Origin of the sequence: Croceicoccus ponticola, assembly GCF_004004515.1 — a bacterium.
GTDB classification, from domain to species: Bacteria; Pseudomonadota; Alphaproteobacteria; order Sphingomonadales; family Sphingomonadaceae; genus Croceicoccus; species Croceicoccus ponticola.
The window spans coordinates 1-19,539 of sequence record NZ_RXOL01000008.1 but is presented as its reverse complement, the minus strand read 5'-3'; the positions used below and the strand labels follow the sequence as shown (position 1 = coordinate 19,539).

The following is a 19,539-nucleotide window of genomic DNA, read 5'->3' as shown; positions in this document are numbered from 1 at the left end:
TCGCGCCGATTGCCATCGCCGTAAGGCCGCACTTTCACAGCCATCCGCTCGAAAGAGCCTCCCGTCTCGATCAATGCTGGCCTGGCGCGTCGCTCCGCGCATTTATCTTCGTCAGAATTGACTCCCCATCGGCCCAGAACCGATCGCGCTAGAACTTTTCGCCGATATGCACACTGGCCTCAATACCCTTTTGTGCAAACAGTCCGGGGGCGGCAATCGCTTGCCCTAGTGCTTCGGCCAGCGCGTCGGCTTCGCCCGGCGGGACAAGCCACTCGATCTTCCCGTTTCGATCGAATTTTGCAATTCTCCGACTCCGGACTCAATCATGGGAAGGCTGGCCGACATGGCCACGTGCGCGGCGATGCAGAATCCTTCGCGCCGCAACGGCTGTACGTAAAGATGCCACGACATCTGACGGAAAACCGCAGGGTCCGGCAGAAAGGCAGTGAACGCAATATTACGTAGCGCCTCTGTAATACCGATAGCCGCGACGCCCGCGAGTATAAGCCTTGTTCCTCGCACATCACGAGCGTATCGGCGGAACGGACAGCAGATCGGGAATCGCCGCCAAGCCCGTACGACCGAAATCGAGCCTTATGTTTTTTCGCGTTCCATCCCGTGCCGGCTCCTTGATCGAACAAATCCGCGATCAATTCGGGCAGCGCGGAGCGAGCATTGCCCTAGCCCTGTTGCTCGAAGTAGCTTTGCTGCTCATGCTGTCCACGCTTGGCGCATCTATCGCTGGCCACAAGGAACCTGCTGTATCCCTGACAAGCATCGACTTCAGGGCGAACCCGGATCAGAGCGAGACAACTCCGGAAACCAGCGAGCCGAACGAGAAGACGGTGGATCAGGCCAATCGCGATGCGCAGCCGCAACCCATTCCGGAGCCGCCACGCCCGCCCGAAGAACAAGCCACGCCATCCGATGCGCCTCCGCTGCTGTTGACGCCGCGGGAAATGGCCGCTGCCGATATCGCCAAGATCCGTCCGCGGCCAGCGACGCCTGCAACCCAAGGCAGGGCGATGATCGGACCGGTCGCGCCGCGCTCATCTTCGGACAGCCAGCTTGTCGACGGGTCGGGTCCGAATGGCGAACCACTCTACGCCGCCTCTTGGTATCGCAAACCACTCGATATTGAGTTGCGTGGGTATCTGTCCACGGCAAGCGGACCGGGTTGGGGCATGATCGCGTGCCGAACCGCCCCGGAATTCCGCGTCGAGGACTGCGTGGGCGTCGGCGAATATCCAGAACATTCGAACATCATGCGCTCCGTGCTCGCGGCAGCTTGGCAATTCCAGGTGCGGCCGCCCCAGATCGGCGGCCGAGCGATGATCGGTGAGTGGGTCAGGATCCGGATCGACTACGGCATTCGTCAAAATTAGAGTTCGTTTATCCATTAGGCGCAGAATGCCCGCTCACACCGGGATGGCCGTCCGGTACACGATGTGCCTGAGCGCGAAGCTGGTGGTCACTTGTCCGACACCCGGAATGCGGGTTCCTCAACCCCTGCGCCGCTGAGCAACGGAAGCTAGACGCCTTTTTTCCAGGTCTCGAACATGAATTATAGAGGGTGGCTATCTGCCATCATGTGAAACGACAGGAACTGGGCCGGTTTTGAACCGTCGGATCTTGGGCTCCTCGTGGCAGTTACGAACTGGGTGCCCACCTGGCAACTGCTGGTTCCGCGTGCGATCGCCGACAAGATGGGCCTGAAACCCAAAGGCGTTCATGGTGCCAAGTCAGCGCGAGGCTTTTGGTCGCAGGCGGGCACACCCTTTGCAATGGAAGCGGGCAGTTTCCTCTCGCCGTTGGAGGTACCCTGTTCCAAGCCGCCGTTCGGCGTTCTGTACGCGGTCGATCTGCGGACCGGCAAAATCCGCTGGGAACGGCCGCTCGGCACCATGCGCGACAGCGGGCCATTCGGCATCCCGGTTGGATTAACGATAGCCATGGGCGTTCTCACTAGTGGCGGTGCCCTGATTACCGAGGGCGGGCTTGTCTTCGTCGCCGCGACGCAAGGGCGCACGTTCCGCGCAATTTCTCTTGCCGATTGGAAGACACTGTGGAGCGCGCGATTGCCGGCGGGCGGTCAAGCCGTGCCGATGACCTACTTTTCGCCAAAGAGCGGGCGTCAGTTGGTAGTCGTCGCTGCAGGGGGCAAGGGATTGATCCAGTCACCAACGGGAGACTCGCTGGTGGCATATGGATTGCCCGATCTTTAACCGGGGTGCTGTCGGTGTAACGCGTCTCCACCTGCGGCGCTTCGCCGTCTAGTGGCACCGACAAAAGTTCCATTTCGTCCAAACGGGACCGGTCTGGCTCTACTACCTCCTCACGCGGAGCCTGGCAGATGTCGAGGACATGCTCGCCGAACGAGGGGCAAGCGATAAGTTACGAGACGGTGCATTGCTGCGCGAACAAATTCGGCCTCGCCATCGCCGCCAAAATCCGTCGCAAGCGCGGACGCGCCGACTGCCCCTGGCACCGTGACTTGATGGTCGGGCACATCAACGGCCAAAGATTGTAGACGTCGCGCGCGCCCGACAAGGAGGAGGATGTTCCGGATGTCTTCGTATAGAAGCGCAGAAGCATAGATGCAGCACTGAAATTGCTCGGAAAACCTCTAATAACCAGTATGCGGCGCTCGAAGCCATCGTTAACACGGGCTGCCTTCGTAGCGCGCAGCAATGAAGGTCCCGCGCTCTGCCGACCGTCATGCGCCCGGTCGATTACGCGACAACTGGATTGAGAATTCACTGCCTGTTCGACGACGAGAACGAAAGATACAGCGGTTCAAGTCGCAAAGCCAAGCTCAACGCTTCGTTTCCACCAACAGCGCATAAGTTTTCAGCTTAGCGCTTCGGCTCGACCTGACAAAGCTAACCTGACAACGCCTGGCACCCGCCTTCATTCGAAGTCGATCTCAGGGAAGCCGGCGCTGGCAGATTGGTCCATGGAATCGTAATAGAGGTTGGCACCGCCAAAATAGATGAGAACGCGCGCAGCCTTGTCGTCACGGTTCGCGCCCATCATCCATGAATTGACCTTGTCCCCCTGCGCCATCAATGTCTGCGCATGGATCTCGGCCGTTTGGCGCGTCCACTCGATCTCCGCTTCACGGCGGGGATGGAACAGTTTCAGCCCCTCGCGTTCCATCTTGGCAATGCACTGCGTGATGTATTTCACGTTCTGCTCGATCGAAGTCGGCAAGTTCGCGAAGGGCGCCTGCGGCCCGGTGATGACGAACATGTTGGGAAATCCGGCCACGAACACGCCCATTATGCTTTCCGAGGCGGGCTGCCATTTCTGAGCCAGGGTCTGGCCCTCCTCGCCGATGATCGGAAAAGCCTCCAGCGCACCGGTGTATGCTTTGAAGCCGGTTGAGAGCACGATGATATCGCAATCGTAGTGCTCCCGTGTCGTCAAGACACCCGTCTCATCGATTTCGACGATCGGTTCGGCATCCTTGATGTCGACGAGTTGGACATTGTCGCGGTTGAACGCCTCCAGATAGCCGTGATCGAGCGGCGGGCGCTTTGCAAACAACGGATAATCGTCGAACGTCGGCACAAGCAGATCAGCAATTGCGGGATCGTTTACGCGCTCGCGCATCTTGGCGCCGATAAAGTCTGCCGCCATGCGATTGGCTTCAGGATTGGCGAGCAAGTCGTCGAACGTCTCGAACACCCATCGGAAGCTGCCATTCCAGTGCTCTTCGAAAATGCGCTCGCGTTCTTCCGGATCGGTGTCGACCGCATTGCGGCCGGGAGGGCTTTCAAAGGCCATGCCGAACACATGATTGCGGCACTTGGCAACGATCTCGTCGTAATTTTGCTTGATGTCCCGTTCCCACTCCGGGGTCATCTCCCTTTGCATCGCCGGGAGGATGTAATTGGGCGTGCGCTGAAACACCGTGACTTTGGCCGCGGTTTCGGCCAGCACGGGCACCATCTGCACCGCAGTTGCACCAGCGCCGATCACGCCGATGCGCTTGCCGCTATAATCAAGCCCCTCACTCGGCCAGCGGGACGAATGAAACAGCGGCCCTTCGAACCGGTCCATACCCTTCAGCTTCGGGATCATCGGCTCTGAAATCATGCCCATGCCGCTGACGAAATATTTGCAGGTGAAGCTCTCACCCTCGGCCGTCGTCACGCGCCATCCGCCCAGCTCCGCGTCAAACCTCGCTTCGGTAATTTCAGTATTGAGCTGGATGTGCGGCCACATGTCGCATTTGTCGGCGACGAACCGCATATAAGCTTGCGTCTCCTCGCGCCCGGGATACCGCTTGGTCCACGACCATTCTTGCAGCAGTTCCTTTGAAAAGGTCAGGCAATAGTAATAGCTTTCGCTATCGGTTGCCGCGCCCGGGTAATGGTTCCAGGCCCAAGTGCCACCTACGTCGCTGGCGCGATCGAAGACCCGGACTGAAAGGCCCAGCTCTCGAAAATAATGGATCATACTCAGCCCGGCGAAACCGGCACCGATTCCGATAATGTCGTAATCGAATCTACCGTCGCCTCGCCGATTACCTGACGAAACGTCCTTTGTGCTGGCTACTGTTCCAGTCATCACCGCTCTCCTGATCTCTTCCGGCATTCGATCGCCGGTCTTATTCGATGCCGAGTTCTCGCAAGATGGAGCCTCGGTCGGAATCCGCTTTCCACATCTTTGGCGCAATCATCTCGGTGTCGACAAATCGCGGGGCGGGCCGCGGTTGGGTCAGGCCATCGGACGTTACATAGCTGCCGCGCGCACGATTATGTTCGTGCAGCGGCGCCTCTTCCATGGTCAGCACTTCAGTGTAGCAGCAGTCTTTTGGCAGCAACAGCGCGGTCCATTGCCCACGCGGGCGCGTTGCAAAGGTTGCCGCTAACCGCGTCTTCATCCTGCTCCATTTCGTACGGTCGTGTTGCGCCGCGAACAGCGGATCGTCCGCAAGGTTCAGCGCTTCGATCAATCGTGCGTAGAACTTCTCCTCGACCGCACCGATCGCGATGTATTTGCCGTCTGTACAGGCATAACAGGCGTAAAATGGCGCCCCGCCATCGAGCAGGTTGTGCCCCCGCGGCTCGTCCCACATTCCGTTGTGCTTGAGCGACCACATCGCTGCCATCATCACGCCCGCCCCGTCAGACATGCTGCAGTCGACAACCCGGCCCGCACCACTGCTGCGCGCAGCCAGAAGCGCGGTCACAAAGCCGAATGCCAGCATCATGCCGCCGCCGCCATAATCGCCGATCAGATTCAACGGCGGGACTGGCGGCTGCCCTTCGGGACCGATTGCGTGTAGGCAACCGTTGAGCGAGATATAGTTCAGATCATGACCGGCCCGATCCGATAAAGGACCCGTTTGACCCCACCCGGTCATGCGGGCATAAACCAGAGCCGGATTTCGCTGCATCAAGACATCGGGGCCAAGCCCTAGCCGCTCCGCCACTCCCGGGCGAAAACCTTCAAGAAACCCATCGGCTGTTTCTACAAGCCGTAGCACGATGTCGATCGAATCCGGCTCCTTGAGATCGAGGCATATCGATCGCCGTGATCTCAGAAGCACGTCCCGCGACTGATCCTGGGCCAGCGGATCGCTGCCCCCAGGCCGATCGATGCGAATTACTTCGGCACCGTGATCCGCAAGCATCATGCCGCAAAATGGCGCAGGTCCGATTCCGGCGAGCTCGATCACCCGCACGCCGTCAAGCGGCGGGCGAAACAGAGGCGGAGGGGTCGGTGCCGTGCTACTCATCGCAACTGCCAACGCGGCATCGATGCATGGCCGGTTTCGTTGAAAGTGCCCGTGGAAAAATTCCGAAAGATCAACTGGACGGACATCATCGATCGACCTTCATTTTCGACCCCTCTCCCGCCGTTTGTCGGCTTTGGACTTAGTTGTTAGCGTCTAACAACTAGCTTATCAAGCACCAAAGGGCCGGACCTTGCCGTCATTCGTGGCATCCTGCAGGTTGCGCAGATCAGCTTTGGATAATGTCGGGTTTAATGCCGAATTCGCGAACCGTCGTGAGACGGAAATTTTCGAATTGTTTATGCAAATCAACAGCGTCTGGTGCAACCAGCCACTGATAGATGGTTCCGAAAATGAAACTGCAAAACTGGAACGCGTAGCAATCCGCATCGACATTTCGATCGATCTCGCCGCGTTCGATGCCTTCGCGAACCCAATGCGTCACATCCCGGCGATAAATCGCCTGATAGGCCGAAAGATGATTGCGCGCATCGTCATGCGAGCTGATCGACTGGAACCACAGAATATACATGGCCTTCATGTACTGCGAATTGTTGGCAAGGAAGCCGTTCACGGCGTGAAGCGCGGCAAAACATGCTTGCGCGCCGGTGCGATCCCCAACAGCCTTGGCCAGCTCCTGCGTCCACTTGTTGTTGAATTGCAGGGTAAGCTGCGCAAACAATGCGTCCTTCGATCCGAAACGGTTGGATGCCAAGCCCCGCGAATATCCTGCCCTTTCACCCACCTCTTTCAGCGTCGTGGCATGTGTGCCCTGCTCCACGATCAGGTCCTTTGCCGCTTCAAACATGCGTGCATCTGACAATGCGGTCCGCTCCGCCTGCGTACGGCGTTTGGCTCTGGTCGATTTCGGGTTCGCAGTTGCATCCGGCGTCTGATTTTCGACGGAATCGCGCAACGATGCTTTTGCGGCAAGAGGAGTTGATGCGTTCATGGCGAGCCATCTACTCTCTCAAACACGGTTTTTCCAGTTGCCACCATTTCTCGCAACGCCGACTTGTCGATCTTGCCTACCCCGGTCAGAGGTAGCGATTCAAGATGCGCCCAATTTTCCGGTATCCAGAACCGAGCGACACGCGAGCGCAACTGCGCACGCAGTGCTCCAAAATCAGGTTTCGCCCCATCGCGTGTGGTCACCAAGGCCAACGGCCTCTCTTCCCATCGGCTGTCCGAAACCCCGATCACTGCCGCAAGGTCAATGCCCGGAAGGCTGGCGATGTGGTTTTCAAGTTCGGCGGAGGGAATCCACTCTCCGCCTGACTTTATAAGGTCCTTCAGCCTATCGGTTATCTGCACATAGCCGCGCTCGTCGATCGTGCCCGCATCGCCGGTATCAAGCCAGCCGTCATCAGTAAGCGCATCGGCGGCGATGGCGCCGTGGTAGCCGCGCGCAATCCAGGCTCCGCGCACTTGCAATCGCCCGACCGATTGGCCGTCTTCCGGGACGGGCTGGCCGGTGTCGTTCACGATCCTTACGCGCACCCCCGCGACAGGTCGCCCGCTCTTGGCGCGAAGTCTGCGCGCCTCTTCCGCATCGACGTCTGCGGGAGGGTGCGACAGGACGCAAATTGGACTTGTCTCGGTCATTCCCCATCCCTGGATGAGCGGCACACCCCAACTCTTCTCGACCTCTTCGATCAGCGCCTCGGACACGGCCGAGCCCCCGGCAACGACCATGCGAAAACTGCTCATGTCGATAGGTTCGTCATGGTCGGCCCGCAGCAGATCGTTGAGGATTGTCGGCACGGTTGCCGTGAATGTCGGCGCCGAAGCGCGCACCATGCGTCGTATCATGTCCGGGCCAAGATGCGGGCCGGGCAAGACGAAGTCCGCCCCTGCGAACCAACCGGAAAAAGGCAGTCCCCACGCGTTGGCATGAAACATGGGCGGGAGCAGGAGCACTCGATCCCGATCGCTCAACCCAAAGGCGTTGGCGGCCATCGACCCCAAACTGTGAAGGAAGATGGTGCGATGCGAATATACGACGCCCTTCGGATTGCCGGTCGATCCGCTTGTATAGCAGGTCGCCGCGGCCGCCGTTTCCTCGAGCTGAGGGAAAACGGCCATAGGTGGCTGATCAGAAATGAAATCCTCGTACCCGACGAAATTCATATCGAGATGCGACACCTTGGCGATATCGCCTGTCACGATCAGAAGGTCGAGATCACTGAGCGCTGGCAAATCCGCGGCAATTGCCGCAAGCAGGTCTGCATCGGCAATCAGCACGCAGTCACCCGCATCCCGCATGATGAAATCCAATTGTTTCACATGCAGGCGAAGATTCAGGGTGTGCAGGACAGCGCCCATTGCCGGCACAGCCAGATAGGTCTCAAAATGCGCGAAGTCGTTCCAGCTGAGCGTTGCCACGCGTGTGTTGTTAGCGACCCCCGCCGCCGCCAGCCCGCTGGCCAGCTTTCGTGCGCGGTGGGCGGTTTCCGAATAAGAGCGCCACGCGATGGAATTTCCGTCGAACAGACCAATGCGGCTAGACGCATGAATTCTCTCGCCATGGGCGACAATCGCCGCGGTGCCGAGCGGTTCGTGCATCATCGTAGCTTCCATCACGGCATCCCCCTCCCCTCGGCAAATGCGGCTGCAGCCATCAGTAAGGCGGGCACATCCTCCTCCAGCCCTCGCTCATACCGTCCGTCGATCTTTCCCTGGCGGTACAGAACGTATGCCCCTTCGACGATTGCAGCCAGACGCCACAATGCAAAGGCCCGGTAGTAATTGATATGCTCTAACGACAGCCCCGTGGCGGCGGACCAGCGCGCAGCGAGTTCGTTTCCAGAAACCACGCCGGCACGATTCGAGATGGCTTGCACGGATGCAAATCCGAGCGGCCCGCGTTCGTCGCGGTTCCATATTGCAGTCACCAGACCCAGATCGACGAGGGGATCGGCCAGTGTTGCCATTTCCCAGTCGAGAATCGCACTCACCCGCGGACGGGCTGGGGCCATAAGCACATTGTCGAGATGATAATCGCAATGAACGATCCGGATCGCCTCGGGTGAAGGCGCGTTGTCGTTCATCCAGCTGCCCAGCTGCTCGATCAACGGCAAATCTCGAACGGCCACCTCGGCCCGCACGCCGCGCCAGCGCTCGATCTGCCGAGGCACGAAACTCCGCGCCTTTTCCGCATTGCCTAGTCCCTCCGGTATCGGATCGATCACGTGAACACTGGCAAGCGCATCGATGAGGGCGCAGCCAAGTTCGCTAATCGCCGCTGCCGTGTTTTCGCGTCCCGCAGGGACCGTATCGGTGATTGCATCCCCTTCGACAAATCCGGTCAAGGAAAATGGTGCGCCAATTATTGCGGGGTCGTGGCAAAACGCGATCGGTTCGGCGACAGGCGCCTTGCCATGCAGCGCGGTGATGAAGCGGAATTCCCTGGCAATTCCCGCACTTGCGAGATCGGAAATGGTGTCTGCTGGCGGGTGACGAAGGACCAGCGGCCCCCGCGCGCTTGCGACTAGGCTGGTCACATTGGCATTGCCGCCGGTCAACGGGCGAACGATGCGCGCGTCCGCGATGTCCGCTTCCCGCTCAACCCACAGGGCAAAACGCTGGGCCGCGTCCATCACAATCTAGCCATCAAGCCGCCGTCCGTGGCTACGATAGACCCGGTCATATAACGCGACTGGGCTACCCACCAGACGACCTGAGCGATCTCTTCGGGGCTGCCTTCGCGCCGCAGGGGGATATCCTCGACGATGCGCTCTCGCGCCTTGGCCGACAACTCTGCCGTCATTTCGGTCGAGACAAAGCCCGGGAGAACGAGATTGACGCAGATCGCCCGCCGCGCAAGTTCGATGGCGAGAACCTTGGTCATGCCGGACAATGCGGCCTTGCTGGTCCCATAGGCGACGTCTCCGGCAAAACCGCGCATTCCGACGACCGCGCCGATATTGACGATCGCTCCGCCACTGTCCGGGAAATGCGGTAGGCACGCGCGCACCGTGTTCAGCGGACCGGAGACGTTAGTGCTCAGAACCGACGCGAAATCATCGAGGTCGATCCGGTCTACCAACCCGCCGCGATGCAGGCCTGCGTTGTTGACCAGCACGTCGATCCCGCCCCAACGCTCCGCCAAGGTGTCCGCGGCCGCCTGCATTTCGGCAGGCCGTGTGACATCGCCTTTCAGCGCAATCGCGCGCCCGTCATGCCCCTCGGTGAGATCGGCACCGCCGCGCGACAGGAGTGCGACGCGTCCGCCGCCGTGCAGCGCGGCATTCGCAATCGCAAGACCTATTCCGCGTGAAGCTCCGGTCACGAGCCAACGCTGCGCACCTGCCTCCGGCATCAGAACCTCTGCGCCACAGCAACCCCGTACGTCCTTGGGGGGAGCGCCGCGCCGTAGTTCCAAACGTCATATCCGATCGTGCGGTTCCAGCGCCGCACCTTCCGTAGCTCCATACCGGAGCTATCGCCGAATATATTGTTTTTGTTCGCAGCCAAAAAGCCCTGATATCCGGCATCGAGGAAACCAAGATTGGTGTTGAACGAAGGGCCGTCTACTTGGCGTTTTCGGTTCGTCGGCACAGGCGTATTCTCCTCCCGATCAGCGTCTCGCTTGCGCGGGCGGCGGATTTCTTGGCTCCACCCGAGTCACGCCCGATCCAGACCATGCCGAATCTGCTTGCTTTCGACAAGCAAATTACCGGATTTACCTGACGGCGGGCGAAAATTGGCTGCTCTTGGTCATGGCTGTACGGATTAAACGATTTATTATATTATATAAAATCCCGCAAGTTCCATGCAGCCATATTCTTGCTTGTTCTAAGCTAGTAAGCATGTAGAACCGTTGGAAGAGTGAATCCGGCAGGTTTGGGAGAGAGAATCATGGCTGGTCGATTAGAGGGCAAGGTAGCCTTTATATCAGGCGGCGCCAGCGGCCTTGGCGAGGCGCAGGCAAAGCTTTACGCAGCTGAAGGCGCGTCCGTTACGATCGGCGACATCCAGCAGGATAAGGGCGCCCAGGTCGTCGCCGCGATCGAAGCTGCAGGCGGCACCGCCCAATTCGTCGAACTTGACGTGAGCAGCCCGGAAAGCTGGGCGAATGCAGTCGCTGCGAACACCTCTGCTTATGGCAAGCTGACCACGCTGGTAAACAATGCCGGGATTTTCCATCCTGGCGGCATCGTGGACGAAACGCTGGAAGGATGGCAGAAGATGATCGCCATCAACCAGACCGGCGTTTTTCTCGGCATGAAGACAGCGTCGGCTGCGCTTCTGGCCAGCGGCAATGCCTCCATCGTGAATATCAGCTCGCTGTTCGGCCTGATTGGCAGCCCGGGAGCGATTTCCTATCATGCATCGAAAGCAGCGGTTCGCGTGATGGGCAAAGCCGGCGCGCTTGAATTCGCCAAGCGGGGCATTCGCGTCAACACGATCTTCCCGGGCCAGATCAAGACACCCATTCTGGCTGATATCACGCCCGAGCAGGACGCAGCCATCAAGGCGGCGATTCCGATGGGCGACACCGGCGATCCCATCGATATCGCCTATGCCAGCCTGTACCTCGCGTCGGACGAGGCGAAATATGTCTCCGGCGCGGAAATCTGGGTCGACGGTGGCTGGTACGCCGGGCAATGATCGTATCTTTCTTTCCTTCTCGCGGAGATTAGCTGCTGATGGCCTGGGACTTTTCAACCGATCCCGATTTTCAGAAGCAGCTCGACTGGATGCGCGAATTCGTGCGCGAAGAAATTGAGCCGATGGATCTGGTATTTCGGCATCCCGCTGCGCATGTCGATCCGAAGTCGCCAGCCGCACGGGCGATGGCGCCGCTGAAGGCAGAAGTGAAGAAACGCGGGCTATGGGCATGCCACCTTGGCCCCGACCTTGGCGGCAAGGGATTCGGCCAGCTCAAACTGGGCCTGATGAACGAGATCCTCGGTCGCAGCCGGTTTGCTCCGACAGTCTTTGGCACGCAGGCCCCCGATACGGGCAACGCCGAAATCCTGGCGCGTTTCGGTACGGAAGAACAGAAAGCGAAATACCTTCAGCCTTTGCTCGATGGCGAAATCGTGTCCTGTTATTCCATGACCGAGCCTCAGGCCGGGGCCGATCCCGGTCAGTTCGAATGTCAGGCCCGATTGGACGGCGATCAGTGGGTTATAAACGGCGAGAAATGGTTCGCGAGCCACGCGTGCGTCGCTGAATTCCTGATCGTGATGGCGATCACGAACCCTGATTTCCCGGTTCATGAAGGGTCGACCATGCTAATCGTGCCAGCCGGCACGCATGGGATGGATATCGTCCGCAACACCGCAGTCGGCCCGAAGGATGAGATGGGCAGCGGCGTTCACGGCTACATCCGGTTCACAGATTGCCGCATACCTGAACGCAGCCGACTCGGCCCTGTAGGCGAAGGCTTCAAGGTCGCTCAGTCTCGCCTGGGCGGGGGCCGCATCCATCACGCGATGCGCACCGTGGGCATTCTGAACAAGGCCATGGATTTCATGAAAGAACGGGTCGTCAGCCGCATCACGAAGGGGGAGCGGCTGGCAGACAAGCAGATGGTGCAGGAAAAGATCGCCGACAGCTACACACAGATCCTGCAATTCCGTTTGCACGTGCTTTATGCCGCTTGGCTTCTCGACCGGGACCAGGCGTATACCCGCGATGTCCGGCGCGAGATCAGCGCGATCAAGGCGGCGATGCCCGGCGTTCTCAAAGACGTCGTCTACCGGGCGCTGCACCTGCACGGTTCGCTGGGCATGTCGAATGAAACGCAGTTGATGGACATGTGGCAATACGTGCCCGAAATGGGCATCGTCGACGGGCCGACCGAGGTTCACAAGATCGTCGTCGCCAAGGATATCCTGCGCGGCGTCGAACCCTCCGACGGCCCCTTCCCCAGTTACCACATCCCGTCCCGACTGCCGGAAGCACGCGCGAAATTCGCGGCTTTTCTCGACTGAGGATATAGTGCCGATGAGCCAGACCATGGAACCGAAACTTGACTCAATCGAGAGCCGGTTCGCGATGCATGATCGGGCGCAGACCGTCAGCGCGACGTACGACGATAGTTTCGAATGCCGCGAAGGCAATTGGAAAATAATGCGACACAAGGTGACGATGCACCATTTCACCCCTTCCCCGGGAGTGACCTTGAGCCCGCCAGTATAAGGAGCGATCCCCCGATGGCATTTCTCGAAACGGACGTCGGCAGAATTCATTACGATCACTACCGATCGGATCGCGCGGCCACCATGGTCCTGATCCACGGTTGGGGAATGAGCGGGGAATTCTGGAACTCGGCAGTCGAAGCACTCGCCGCGACCGGATATGGCGCGATCGTCATCGACCATCGTGGATGCGGTCGGTCGGACCGGGCATTTCGGGACATGTCGATTGATGCGATTGCGGCGGACGTCGCGGCGATCGTCGGCCAATGCAGTGTTGACCAGGTTGTGCTCAACGGTTGGTCGCTCGGCGCCGCGATCGCGGTTGCGGCGGCCAGCCGGCTTGGCGCAAAGGTCGCAGGGCTCGTGCTTACTTGCGGGGCAACACCGCGCTACACGCAGGCAGATGATTTCCCGCATGGCGGGAAACCGGAGGATGTCCTGGCAATCGCAGGAGCCATAACGGCCGACCGCCCCGGATTTTTTCGCATGCTGGCGCAGGGCGCGGCCGCCGAAGGTGCCAATCCGGCTTTGACCGACTGGTTTGAACGCGCTTTTCTGGCCAGCGGCCCGCGCGCCAGTCAGACCTTGATGGATCTCGTCACGCTCGATCAGCGCGACATCTTGTCGTCTTTTGCATTTCCCGTCCTGTCCATCGGCGGCAAAAAGGACGGTATTGCCGATCCCGCGATCGCCGGTTTTGCCGCGAACTGCGCGCGGAACGGGAAGGTTTTGATGTTCGAGACCGGCCATTCACCGCACTTGGAAGATCCTGCCCGCTATAACGCGGCCATCATCGAATTTATGGAGAGCCTGGCGTGACCGATCTAACAACCGGCCGAAATCTCGCCGAACTTCTGGAGCCACTGCACCGGCCGTTCGCCTGTAAATCCCTCCGCACGAACAATCGGTTCTGCATGGCGCCGATGTCGCGTTATTTTGCGCCCAACGGCGTGCTGAAGGAGGATGGGGCAGAGTATTATCGGCGCCGTGCGGCCAAAGGTATCGGAACGATCATTACCGAAGGAACCGGGGTAGCGATCGACCATTCCGTCGCGGCTGGCACCGTACCGATATTCGACGGTGAGGATGCGCTCGCCGGATGGCAACGCGCGATCGATGCCGTGCATGACGAAGGCGGTGCGTTCGTGCCTCAGCTCTGGCATGTCGGCGGATGCTCGGATTTCAATTATCCCGACGATCCTCATGCACCGCTCGTCAGCCCCTCAGGTCTTGCAGGGCCAGACGTGCCGGGCGGGCGCGAAATGTCCGATGAAGACATCGCCGACACCGCCGCCGCGTTTGCCAAATCCGCAGCTCATGCAAAAAGAATGGGCTGTGACGCGATCGAATTGCACGGCGCGCATGGCTATATTTTCGACCAGTTCTTCTGGGACGCGACCAACCGGCGAAGCGATCGCTATGGCGGCGCCGACATCGCCGACCGCACGGCCTTTGCGGCGGAAGTGGTCGCAAGGTGCCGCGAAGCGGTCGGCGAGGATTTCGCTATCATCTTCCGGATGTCGCAGTGGAAGACTTATGACTACGAGGCCAAGCTGGCCAACGATCCCGTCGAACTGGAACGCTGGTTAGCTCCGCTGGTCGATGCCGGCGTCGACATTTTTCATGCCTCCCAGCGCCGGTTCTGGGAGCCTGAATTCGCAGGCGACCCAAGGAATCTGGCGGGATGGGTCAAGGCTGTAACCGGGTTACCGGTCATTACCGTGGGATCGATCGGCATGGACCGGGATCTTATGGAGGATTTCGTCGAAGGTATCTCGTCACCCCTGCTCAATCGTCTCGACGAACTCGTCGCGATGTTCGAGCGTGGCGAATTCGACCTAGTCGCTCTGGGGCGCGTCTTGCTTGCGGATCCGGATTGGCTGGAAAAGGTCGAGGCCGGGCGCATCGCGGACCTGACACCCTACGACCGGTCGACAGCGATGCAGCATTACGAACACGGCTGAGCGCCTTTTTGCCACGCTGGATTATGCATGGCGCGTGCTGTTGATCGCACTGTTATGAAAAAGGCTGGCACCTTGCGGCAAAGTGCGGCCTCTTGAAGGAACCCGGATGACACAGGCGTATATCATCGATGCGGTTCGAACTCCCCGCGGGATCGGGAAAGTGGGCAAGGGCGCCTTAGCAAATATGCACCCGCAGCAACTCGCGGCAACTGTGCTGAGAGCGCTGGCCGAGCGAAACAGTCTCGACACTTCGACTGTTGACGACATCATCTGGTCGACGTCGGCCCAACGGGGCAAGCAAGCCGGTGATCTTGGCCGGATGGCTGCGCTCGACGCGGGTTATGCCATCACCGCTTCAGGCATGACGCTCGACAGGTTTTGCGGCGGGGGCATCTCGTCGGTGGCGCTCGCCGCCGGACAAGTGATGAGCGGGATGGAAGATTGCATCATTGCCGGCGGCACCGAAATGATGAGCTATACCGGCGAGAGAGATCGCGCCGAAATTGCCAGCGGGCTGGGTGCGCCGCTGATGGGCGCGGGCAACCCGACGCTCGATAGACGGCACCCTCAGTCTCATCAGGGAATTTGTGCCGACGCTATTGCCACGCTTGAGAACATATCGCGCGCAGATCTCGACGCGCTTGCCGCAGAGAGCCAACGCCGTGCCGCCCGCGCCATCGATCAGGGGTACTTTGCCAAATCGCTCGTTCCAGTTACCGCCGAAGACGGCTCAATCCTGCTGGATCACGAAGAATACCCCCGTCCCGCCACGACAAAGGAAAGCCTGGCGACGCTGAAACCAGCATTCACGGAACTGGCGAATTGGGTTTATGACGAGAAAGGTAGCACGTTCGCCAATCAAATCAGGAGGCGCTATCCTGATCTGGTTCTCAATCACGTCCACCATGCCGGCAACAGTTCGGGCGTTGTCGACGGTGCGGCCTGCGTTCTTGTCACGTCGGCTGCCTACGCGAAGCAGCATGGCCTTGTGCCACGTGCCCGCGTGGTTACTGCCGTCAATTTGGGTGGCGATCCAACACTGATGCTCAATGCACCGGTTCCTGCCGCGCGCAAGGCTTTGGCAAGGGCGGGCCTGACGGTCGAAGATATCGATCTATGGGAAATCAATGAGGCATTTGCCGTCGTTGCAGAGAAATTCATTCGCGATCTCGACCTCGATCGGGAAAAAGTGAACGTAAACGGAGGATCGATCGCCTTGGGCCATCCGATAGGGGCGACCGGCGCCATTCTGATCGGCACCTTGCTCGACGAACTTGAACGGACGGGCGGGCGCTATGGTCTGGCGACCATGTGCGCTGCGGGCGGCATGGCTCCTGCCATTATCATAGAGCGCGTCACCGGAACCCTTTAGACCGATCGCAAAAGGCCGCGGTTTCGGCAACGCACCGTCAAGCGCTTCCGAGCATCAACTCAAACAGGTGCTTCGGACTTCGCGATCACGCGGAAAGTTCGGCCACGGTCTTATGGTAATGCTGCAGACCCGGTTCATTGCGGCCGATTACAAAATGTTTGTTGGCGCCCGAAGCAAGGCCTGCCTGAATGCCGAAGCCGATTGGGTAATCTTCTACCTCGACAGCGTCGTACGCCATATCGCGGAACGCTGCGGCGGCAGCCATTTGCTCGCTCGTTTCGGGTGTTTTTCCTGTCAGGATGGTCTGGATCGTGACCGATTGTGTCGCGCAGTCACCCGGAAGGATCTGGCTGATCAGGAAATAGCCGCCCACGATGCCGGAAACCTGAAAGTTCGGAAAAGTGCAGTAGATGCGACGCAGGTAGTTGCTCGCCTGCCATTCTGCTTCGGGCAAATCGGCAAGTTCGGGCAGATTGCGCCGCGCCATTGTCAAAATCTGGTGATGGCCATGAATATCGTGGACGAGCAGATTGCCGATCGTATGTTTGGAGAGCGTGTCTGCATGGACGGTGTCGTGGTGGTAGGCCTCGAGATAACCGTCCATCGTCACTTTCCAGCCGGGCGATGGAATTGTCCGTTGCGAGAATACCACGCAATCGCGAAGCCGCAGCAGTTCCAGTTGGTGGCGCATGGACCCGAGCCAGTCATCGATATCAAACTGCGCGCCGGGAGTCAGCGTCGCCCAGATGACTCCGGCGGCCTCTTGTGACGGTAACTGTGTGAGGCCAAGCGTCGACTTGTCCATATCGCCAAACGTGCTCGCGCCGGAAACGCCGATGAGCTTGCCCTCACGATCATAAGTCCAGGCATGGTAGGGACATGAAAATCGCGAAGCGCTGCCCATACCCTCTGCGCAAACCCTGGCGCCGCGATGTCGGCAAACGTTGAGGAACACGCGGGCCACACCGTCCTTCCCGCGCACGACCAGCAGCGGCTTTCCGAGATAAGTGCGGGCAACATAATCGCCAGGCTCGGGCACTTCGATGGACAGCAGGATGCCTTGCGGCTTGCGCAAAAAGATTGCCTCGAACTCGCGCTTGAATCTGTCCTCGTCCAGATAAGCCGCGACAGGTAGATCGGAAATGCCCGGGGCTTGGTCAGTTGTGCCGGCCGTGAAATGCTTGAGAGCGCGAACCGCAAGTTTGGTCGTGTCGTTGGCTATGGTCATGATCAATCATGCTCCCTTTGCTGACGGCTGAGAGTGAAAGCGGGCAGCGCTGTCCCCGGCTCCGGTTCTATCCATATCAAATCGACTGGTGCGTCGACACGCAGAGCACCGATCGGACAGTCAACCATGTTAGTGATCAGCCGGATGCCTTGCGCATGGGGGAATTCGACGATCGCGGGCACGTATGGAAGCGATCCTTCCATCCCGTCGATCAGGACACGGTCCACTATCGTATAGCTGTATAGAACCGCCGTTCCGTCGTGCGGAATCCAGTCGATAGATTGCGAATGGCAGTTCGGACAGAACGGCGTCGGCGGCATGCGGTAAGTGCCGCAGACCGCGCACCGCGGCAGAACCAGTTCACGCCGAGCGGCTGCCTCCCAAAACGGCGCGGTCCAGACATCGGTAACGATCGTGCCACCAGTCGCTGGGGGATGGCGAGCGATCCGTTCGTCCATCATCCCCGCCCCAGTATCAGACCGCTAACCGGCAGGTTTGATGGCCCGCCGGTGACCAGCGCGACTTCCGCGTCGTGGATCTGGTTGAAAGCATCGCCGCGTAGCTGTTCCACCGCTTCCCGAACGTGGGTCATGCCCCAGACATAGCCTGCGGAAAGTTGCCCACCGTCCGTATTGATGGGTAGCGCGCCATCGAGGCGAATGTTGCCGTCCGCGACGAACGGACCGCCCTCACCCCTCTCGCAAAAACCATAGTCTTCGATCTGCATGATGACCTGACTGGTGAAGTGGTCATAGAACTGAGCGCAATCTATATCCTGCGGCCCGACGCCCGCTTCGGCATAGAGCCTGGCAGCGACGGACGCGTGGCCAGATGATGCGAACACTTTGTCCGGCATGTTCATCCAGTAGATCGACCGGCCCCAGTCACGGGACCCACCGTGCGTGCTTGCCAATACCTCTACCGGTCGGCGGCGAAGGTCGCGCGCTCGTTCGGCGGTCGTCAAGACGACTGCGACCGCCCCGTCGGTCTCCAGGCAGAAATCGAACAGGCAGTGCGGGTCGGCCAGCATCGGCGCGTTGAAATATTCCTCGCTTGTGAGCGGATTGCGCATGCGTGCTTCGGGATTGTTCACCGCATTGGCTCGGGCCGATAGCGCCACTTCGGCGAAATGCTCGCGGGTCGTGCCGTACAAATGCATGTGCCGGCGCGCCAACAGTGCAAAAATATGTCCCGGACCGACCAACCCGGTGGCGCCGAAAAACGCATTCCCGGGCGTCGCGGGATAAGCGGATGTGATGGCCCCGAACCGCTGTGAACCTTGTTGATTGGCTCCGACGCAAACGACGACATCGGCCATGCCCGATACGATCGCTGCTGCGCCTAGGCCGATGGATCCGGCCGATCCTCCGCCCGTGCCAGTTAGCGAAGCGGTGAAACGAACCTCTGGAATGCCCAGTGTTTCCATAAGGTAACCGGTATCGAACCCGCCGGAAAAGTAGGCGAAACCATCGACATCGCGGCAGTTAAGGCCACTGTCGCTGAGCGCTTCAAGGATCGCCTTGCCGACCAGTTCGTCGAGCGTTTGCGGAGCAGACTCGCCGCGGCGATAATAGGGCGTTGCGCCGACACCCACGATGGCGGTCTTATTGCAAATCGTTCGAGATGAATTTGCCGATGTCATTTGCGCTGGTCGAACCTGCGGCCGAGCATGGCACCGGCGATATTGACCTTCTGGATGTCGATCGCGCCGCCTGCGATGCCCCAGCCCCATGCGTCGCGCAGGCGGCGTTCCATCGGGAATTCCTTTGAATAGCCGTAGGCGCCCATCAGCTGCATCGCATCGCCCGTGACTTCGCGCGAGATCGTGTTGGCAAAGCACTTGCCGGTCGAACTGTGGAGCACCGACGGCAGCCCCTCTTCGGCCTGTGATGCAGCGCGCCAGATCAGCAGACGCGCGGCTTCGACTTTCATCTGCATTTCGGCAAGCTTGAGCTGCACGGCCTGGAATTCGGCGATCGGCTTGCCGAACTGTTTGCGTTCAAGCACATATTCGCAAACATCCGCCAGCGCGCCCGACGCCTGCGCCAGCGACATCGTCGCATTGCCGCAGCGTTCGA

16 protein-coding genes and 2 pseudogenes are annotated in these 19,539 nt (G+C 59.7%); 8 read left to right on the top strand and 10 right to left on the bottom strand.

What is annotated here, in order from left to right:
* Positions 1–629: 629 nt before the first annotated feature.
* The 3 genes and pseudogenes from EKN06_RS13615 to EKN06_RS16000 all read left to right on the top strand — a co-directional run.
* Positions 630–1,385, top strand: a complete 756-nt coding sequence (locus EKN06_RS13615) for a hypothetical protein (RefSeq protein WP_240654983.1) — start codon at positions 630–632, stop codon at positions 1,383–1,385.
* A 255-nt stretch (positions 1,386–1,640) separates the two neighbouring features.
* A pseudogene (locus EKN06_RS13605) lies at positions 1,641–2,225 on the top strand (outer membrane protein assembly factor BamB family protein); the annotation flags it as partial.
* Between the two features lie 513 nt (positions 2,226–2,738).
* Positions 2,739–2,837: pseudogene (locus EKN06_RS16000) on the top strand (IS6 family transposase); the annotation flags it as partial.
* A gap of 73 nt (positions 2,838–2,910) precedes the next feature.
* Here the strand turns inward: EKN06_RS16000 and EKN06_RS13600 are convergent.
* From EKN06_RS13600 to EKN06_RS13575, 6 genes are all read right to left on the bottom strand, one after another.
* A complete protein-coding gene (locus EKN06_RS13600; protein ID WP_127613470.1) occupies positions 2,911–4,575 on the bottom strand; it encodes a flavin-containing monooxygenase in 1,665 nt (554 codons plus the stop codon).
* 40 nt (positions 4,576–4,615) lie between these two features.
* Positions 4,616–5,749 (bottom strand): CaiB/BaiF CoA transferase family protein, encoded by a 1,134-nt coding sequence (locus tag EKN06_RS13595; protein ID WP_127613469.1) that lies wholly within the window; start codon positions 5,747–5,749, stop codon positions 4,616–4,618.
* Positions 5,750–5,975: 226 nt separating this feature from the next.
* Complete coding sequence (locus tag EKN06_RS13590) at positions 5,976–6,698, bottom strand: TetR/AcrR family transcriptional regulator (RefSeq protein WP_127613468.1); 723 nt, start codon at positions 6,696–6,698, stop codon at positions 5,976–5,978.
* On the bottom strand, positions 6,695–8,326 hold the full coding sequence (locus tag EKN06_RS13585) for a long-chain-fatty-acid--CoA ligase (RefSeq protein WP_127613467.1): 1,632 nt from the start codon (positions 8,324–8,326) through the stop codon (positions 6,695–6,697). The genes EKN06_RS13590 and EKN06_RS13585 overlap by 4 nt, the downstream gene beginning before the upstream one ends.
* Positions 8,326–9,270, bottom strand: coding sequence for a phosphotransferase family protein (locus tag EKN06_RS13580; protein WP_164844078.1), 945 nt, complete (start codon positions 9,268–9,270; stop codon positions 8,326–8,328). The genes EKN06_RS13585 and EKN06_RS13580 overlap by 1 nt, the downstream gene beginning before the upstream one ends.
* 74 nt (positions 9,271–9,344) lie before the next feature.
* The gene (locus tag EKN06_RS13575; protein ID WP_127613465.1) at positions 9,345–10,067 is read right to left on the bottom strand and encodes an SDR family NAD(P)-dependent oxidoreductase; all 723 of its coding nucleotides are present in this window, start codon (positions 10,065–10,067) and stop codon (positions 9,345–9,347) included.
* 539 nt (positions 10,068–10,606) lie between these two features.
* On the opposite strand from EKN06_RS13575, the gene EKN06_RS13570 reads away from it, so the two are divergent.
* The 5 genes from EKN06_RS13570 to EKN06_RS13550 all read left to right on the top strand — a co-directional run bounded on the left by EKN06_RS13570 (position 10,607) and on the right by EKN06_RS13550 (position 16,233).
* Positions 10,607–11,359 (top strand): glucose 1-dehydrogenase, encoded by a 753-nt coding sequence (locus tag EKN06_RS13570; RefSeq protein ID WP_127613464.1) that lies wholly within the window; start codon positions 10,607–10,609, stop codon positions 11,357–11,359.
* A gap of 38 nt (positions 11,360–11,397) precedes the next feature.
* Positions 11,398–12,690: an acyl-CoA dehydrogenase family protein gene (locus EKN06_RS13565; protein WP_127613463.1), complete on the top strand. Its 1,293-nt coding sequence runs from the start codon at positions 11,398–11,400 to the stop codon at positions 12,688–12,690.
* 222 nt (positions 12,691–12,912) lie between these two features.
* The gene (locus EKN06_RS13560; RefSeq protein WP_164844077.1) at positions 12,913–13,716 is read left to right on the top strand and encodes an alpha/beta fold hydrolase; all 804 of its coding nucleotides are present in this window, start codon (positions 12,913–12,915) and stop codon (positions 13,714–13,716) included.
* A complete protein-coding gene (locus tag EKN06_RS13555) occupies positions 13,713–14,861 on the top strand; it encodes an NADH:flavin oxidoreductase (protein WP_127613461.1) in 1,149 nt (382 codons plus the stop codon). The genes EKN06_RS13560 and EKN06_RS13555 overlap by 4 nt, the downstream gene beginning before the upstream one ends.
* 106 nt (positions 14,862–14,967) lie before the next feature.
* Positions 14,968–16,233: an acetyl-CoA C-acetyltransferase gene (locus EKN06_RS13550; protein ID WP_127613460.1), complete on the top strand. Its 1,266-nt coding sequence runs from the start codon at positions 14,968–14,970 to the stop codon at positions 16,231–16,233.
* A gap of 85 nt (positions 16,234–16,318) precedes the next feature.
* Here the strand turns inward: EKN06_RS13550 and EKN06_RS13545 are convergent, their stop codons facing one another.
* From EKN06_RS13545 to EKN06_RS13530, 4 genes are all read right to left on the bottom strand, one after another.
* On the bottom strand, positions 16,319–17,461 hold the full coding sequence (locus EKN06_RS13545; RefSeq protein ID WP_127613459.1) for an aromatic ring-hydroxylating oxygenase subunit alpha: 1,143 nt from the start codon (positions 17,459–17,461) through the stop codon (positions 16,319–16,321).
* Between the two features lie 2 nt (positions 17,462–17,463).
* Positions 17,464–17,919: a Zn-ribbon domain-containing OB-fold protein gene (locus tag EKN06_RS13540; RefSeq protein WP_127613458.1), complete on the bottom strand. Its 456-nt coding sequence runs from the start codon at positions 17,917–17,919 to the stop codon at positions 17,464–17,466.
* Entirely contained in the window at positions 17,919–19,055 is a 1,137-nt protein-coding gene (locus tag EKN06_RS13535; RefSeq protein WP_240654979.1) for a thiolase C-terminal domain-containing protein, read from the bottom strand. The genes EKN06_RS13540 and EKN06_RS13535 overlap by 1 nt, the downstream gene beginning before the upstream one ends.
* Before the next feature lie 44 nt (positions 19,056–19,099).
* Positions 19,100–19,539 (bottom strand): acyl-CoA dehydrogenase family protein (locus tag EKN06_RS13530; protein ID WP_276317289.1); only part of this gene is annotated, 440 nt, incomplete at its 5' end.

Excerpts from the sequence above, each read along its gene's own strand:
- EKN06_RS13560 (WP_164844077.1), top strand. The coding sequence starts at position 12,913 with ATGGCATTTCTCGAAACGGACGTCGGCAGAATTCATTACGATCACTAC.
- EKN06_RS13600 (WP_127613470.1), bottom strand. The coding sequence starts at position 4,575 with ATGACTGGAACAGTAGCCAGCACAAAGGACGTTTCGTCAGGTAATCGG.
- EKN06_RS13575 (WP_127613465.1), bottom strand. The coding sequence starts at position 10,067 with ATGCCGGAGGCAGGTGCGCAGCGTTGGCTCGTGACCGGAGCTTCACGC.
- EKN06_RS13585 (WP_127613467.1), bottom strand. The coding sequence starts at position 8,326 with ATGGAAGCTACGATGATGCACGAACCGCTCGGCACCGCGGCGATTGTC.
- EKN06_RS13595 (WP_127613469.1), bottom strand. The coding sequence starts at position 5,749 with ATGAGTAGCACGGCACCGACCCCTCCGCCTCTGTTTCGCCCGCCGCTT.
- EKN06_RS13570 (WP_127613464.1), top strand. The coding sequence starts at position 10,607 with ATGGCTGGTCGATTAGAGGGCAAGGTAGCCTTTATATCAGGCGGCGCC.
- EKN06_RS13590 (WP_127613468.1), bottom strand. The coding sequence starts at position 6,698 with ATGAACGCATCAACTCCTCTTGCCGCAAAAGCATCGTTGCGCGATTCC.
- EKN06_RS13550 (WP_127613460.1), top strand. The coding sequence starts at position 14,968 with ATGACACAGGCGTATATCATCGATGCGGTTCGAACTCCCCGCGGGATC.
- EKN06_RS13565 (WP_127613463.1), top strand. The coding sequence starts at position 11,398 with ATGGCCTGGGACTTTTCAACCGATCCCGATTTTCAGAAGCAGCTCGAC.
- EKN06_RS13545 (WP_127613459.1), bottom strand. The coding sequence starts at position 17,461 with ATGACCATAGCCAACGACACGACCAAACTTGCGGTTCGCGCTCTCAAG.
- EKN06_RS13540 (WP_127613458.1), bottom strand. The coding sequence starts at position 17,919 with ATGGACGAACGGATCGCTCGCCATCCCCCAGCGACTGGTGGCACGATC.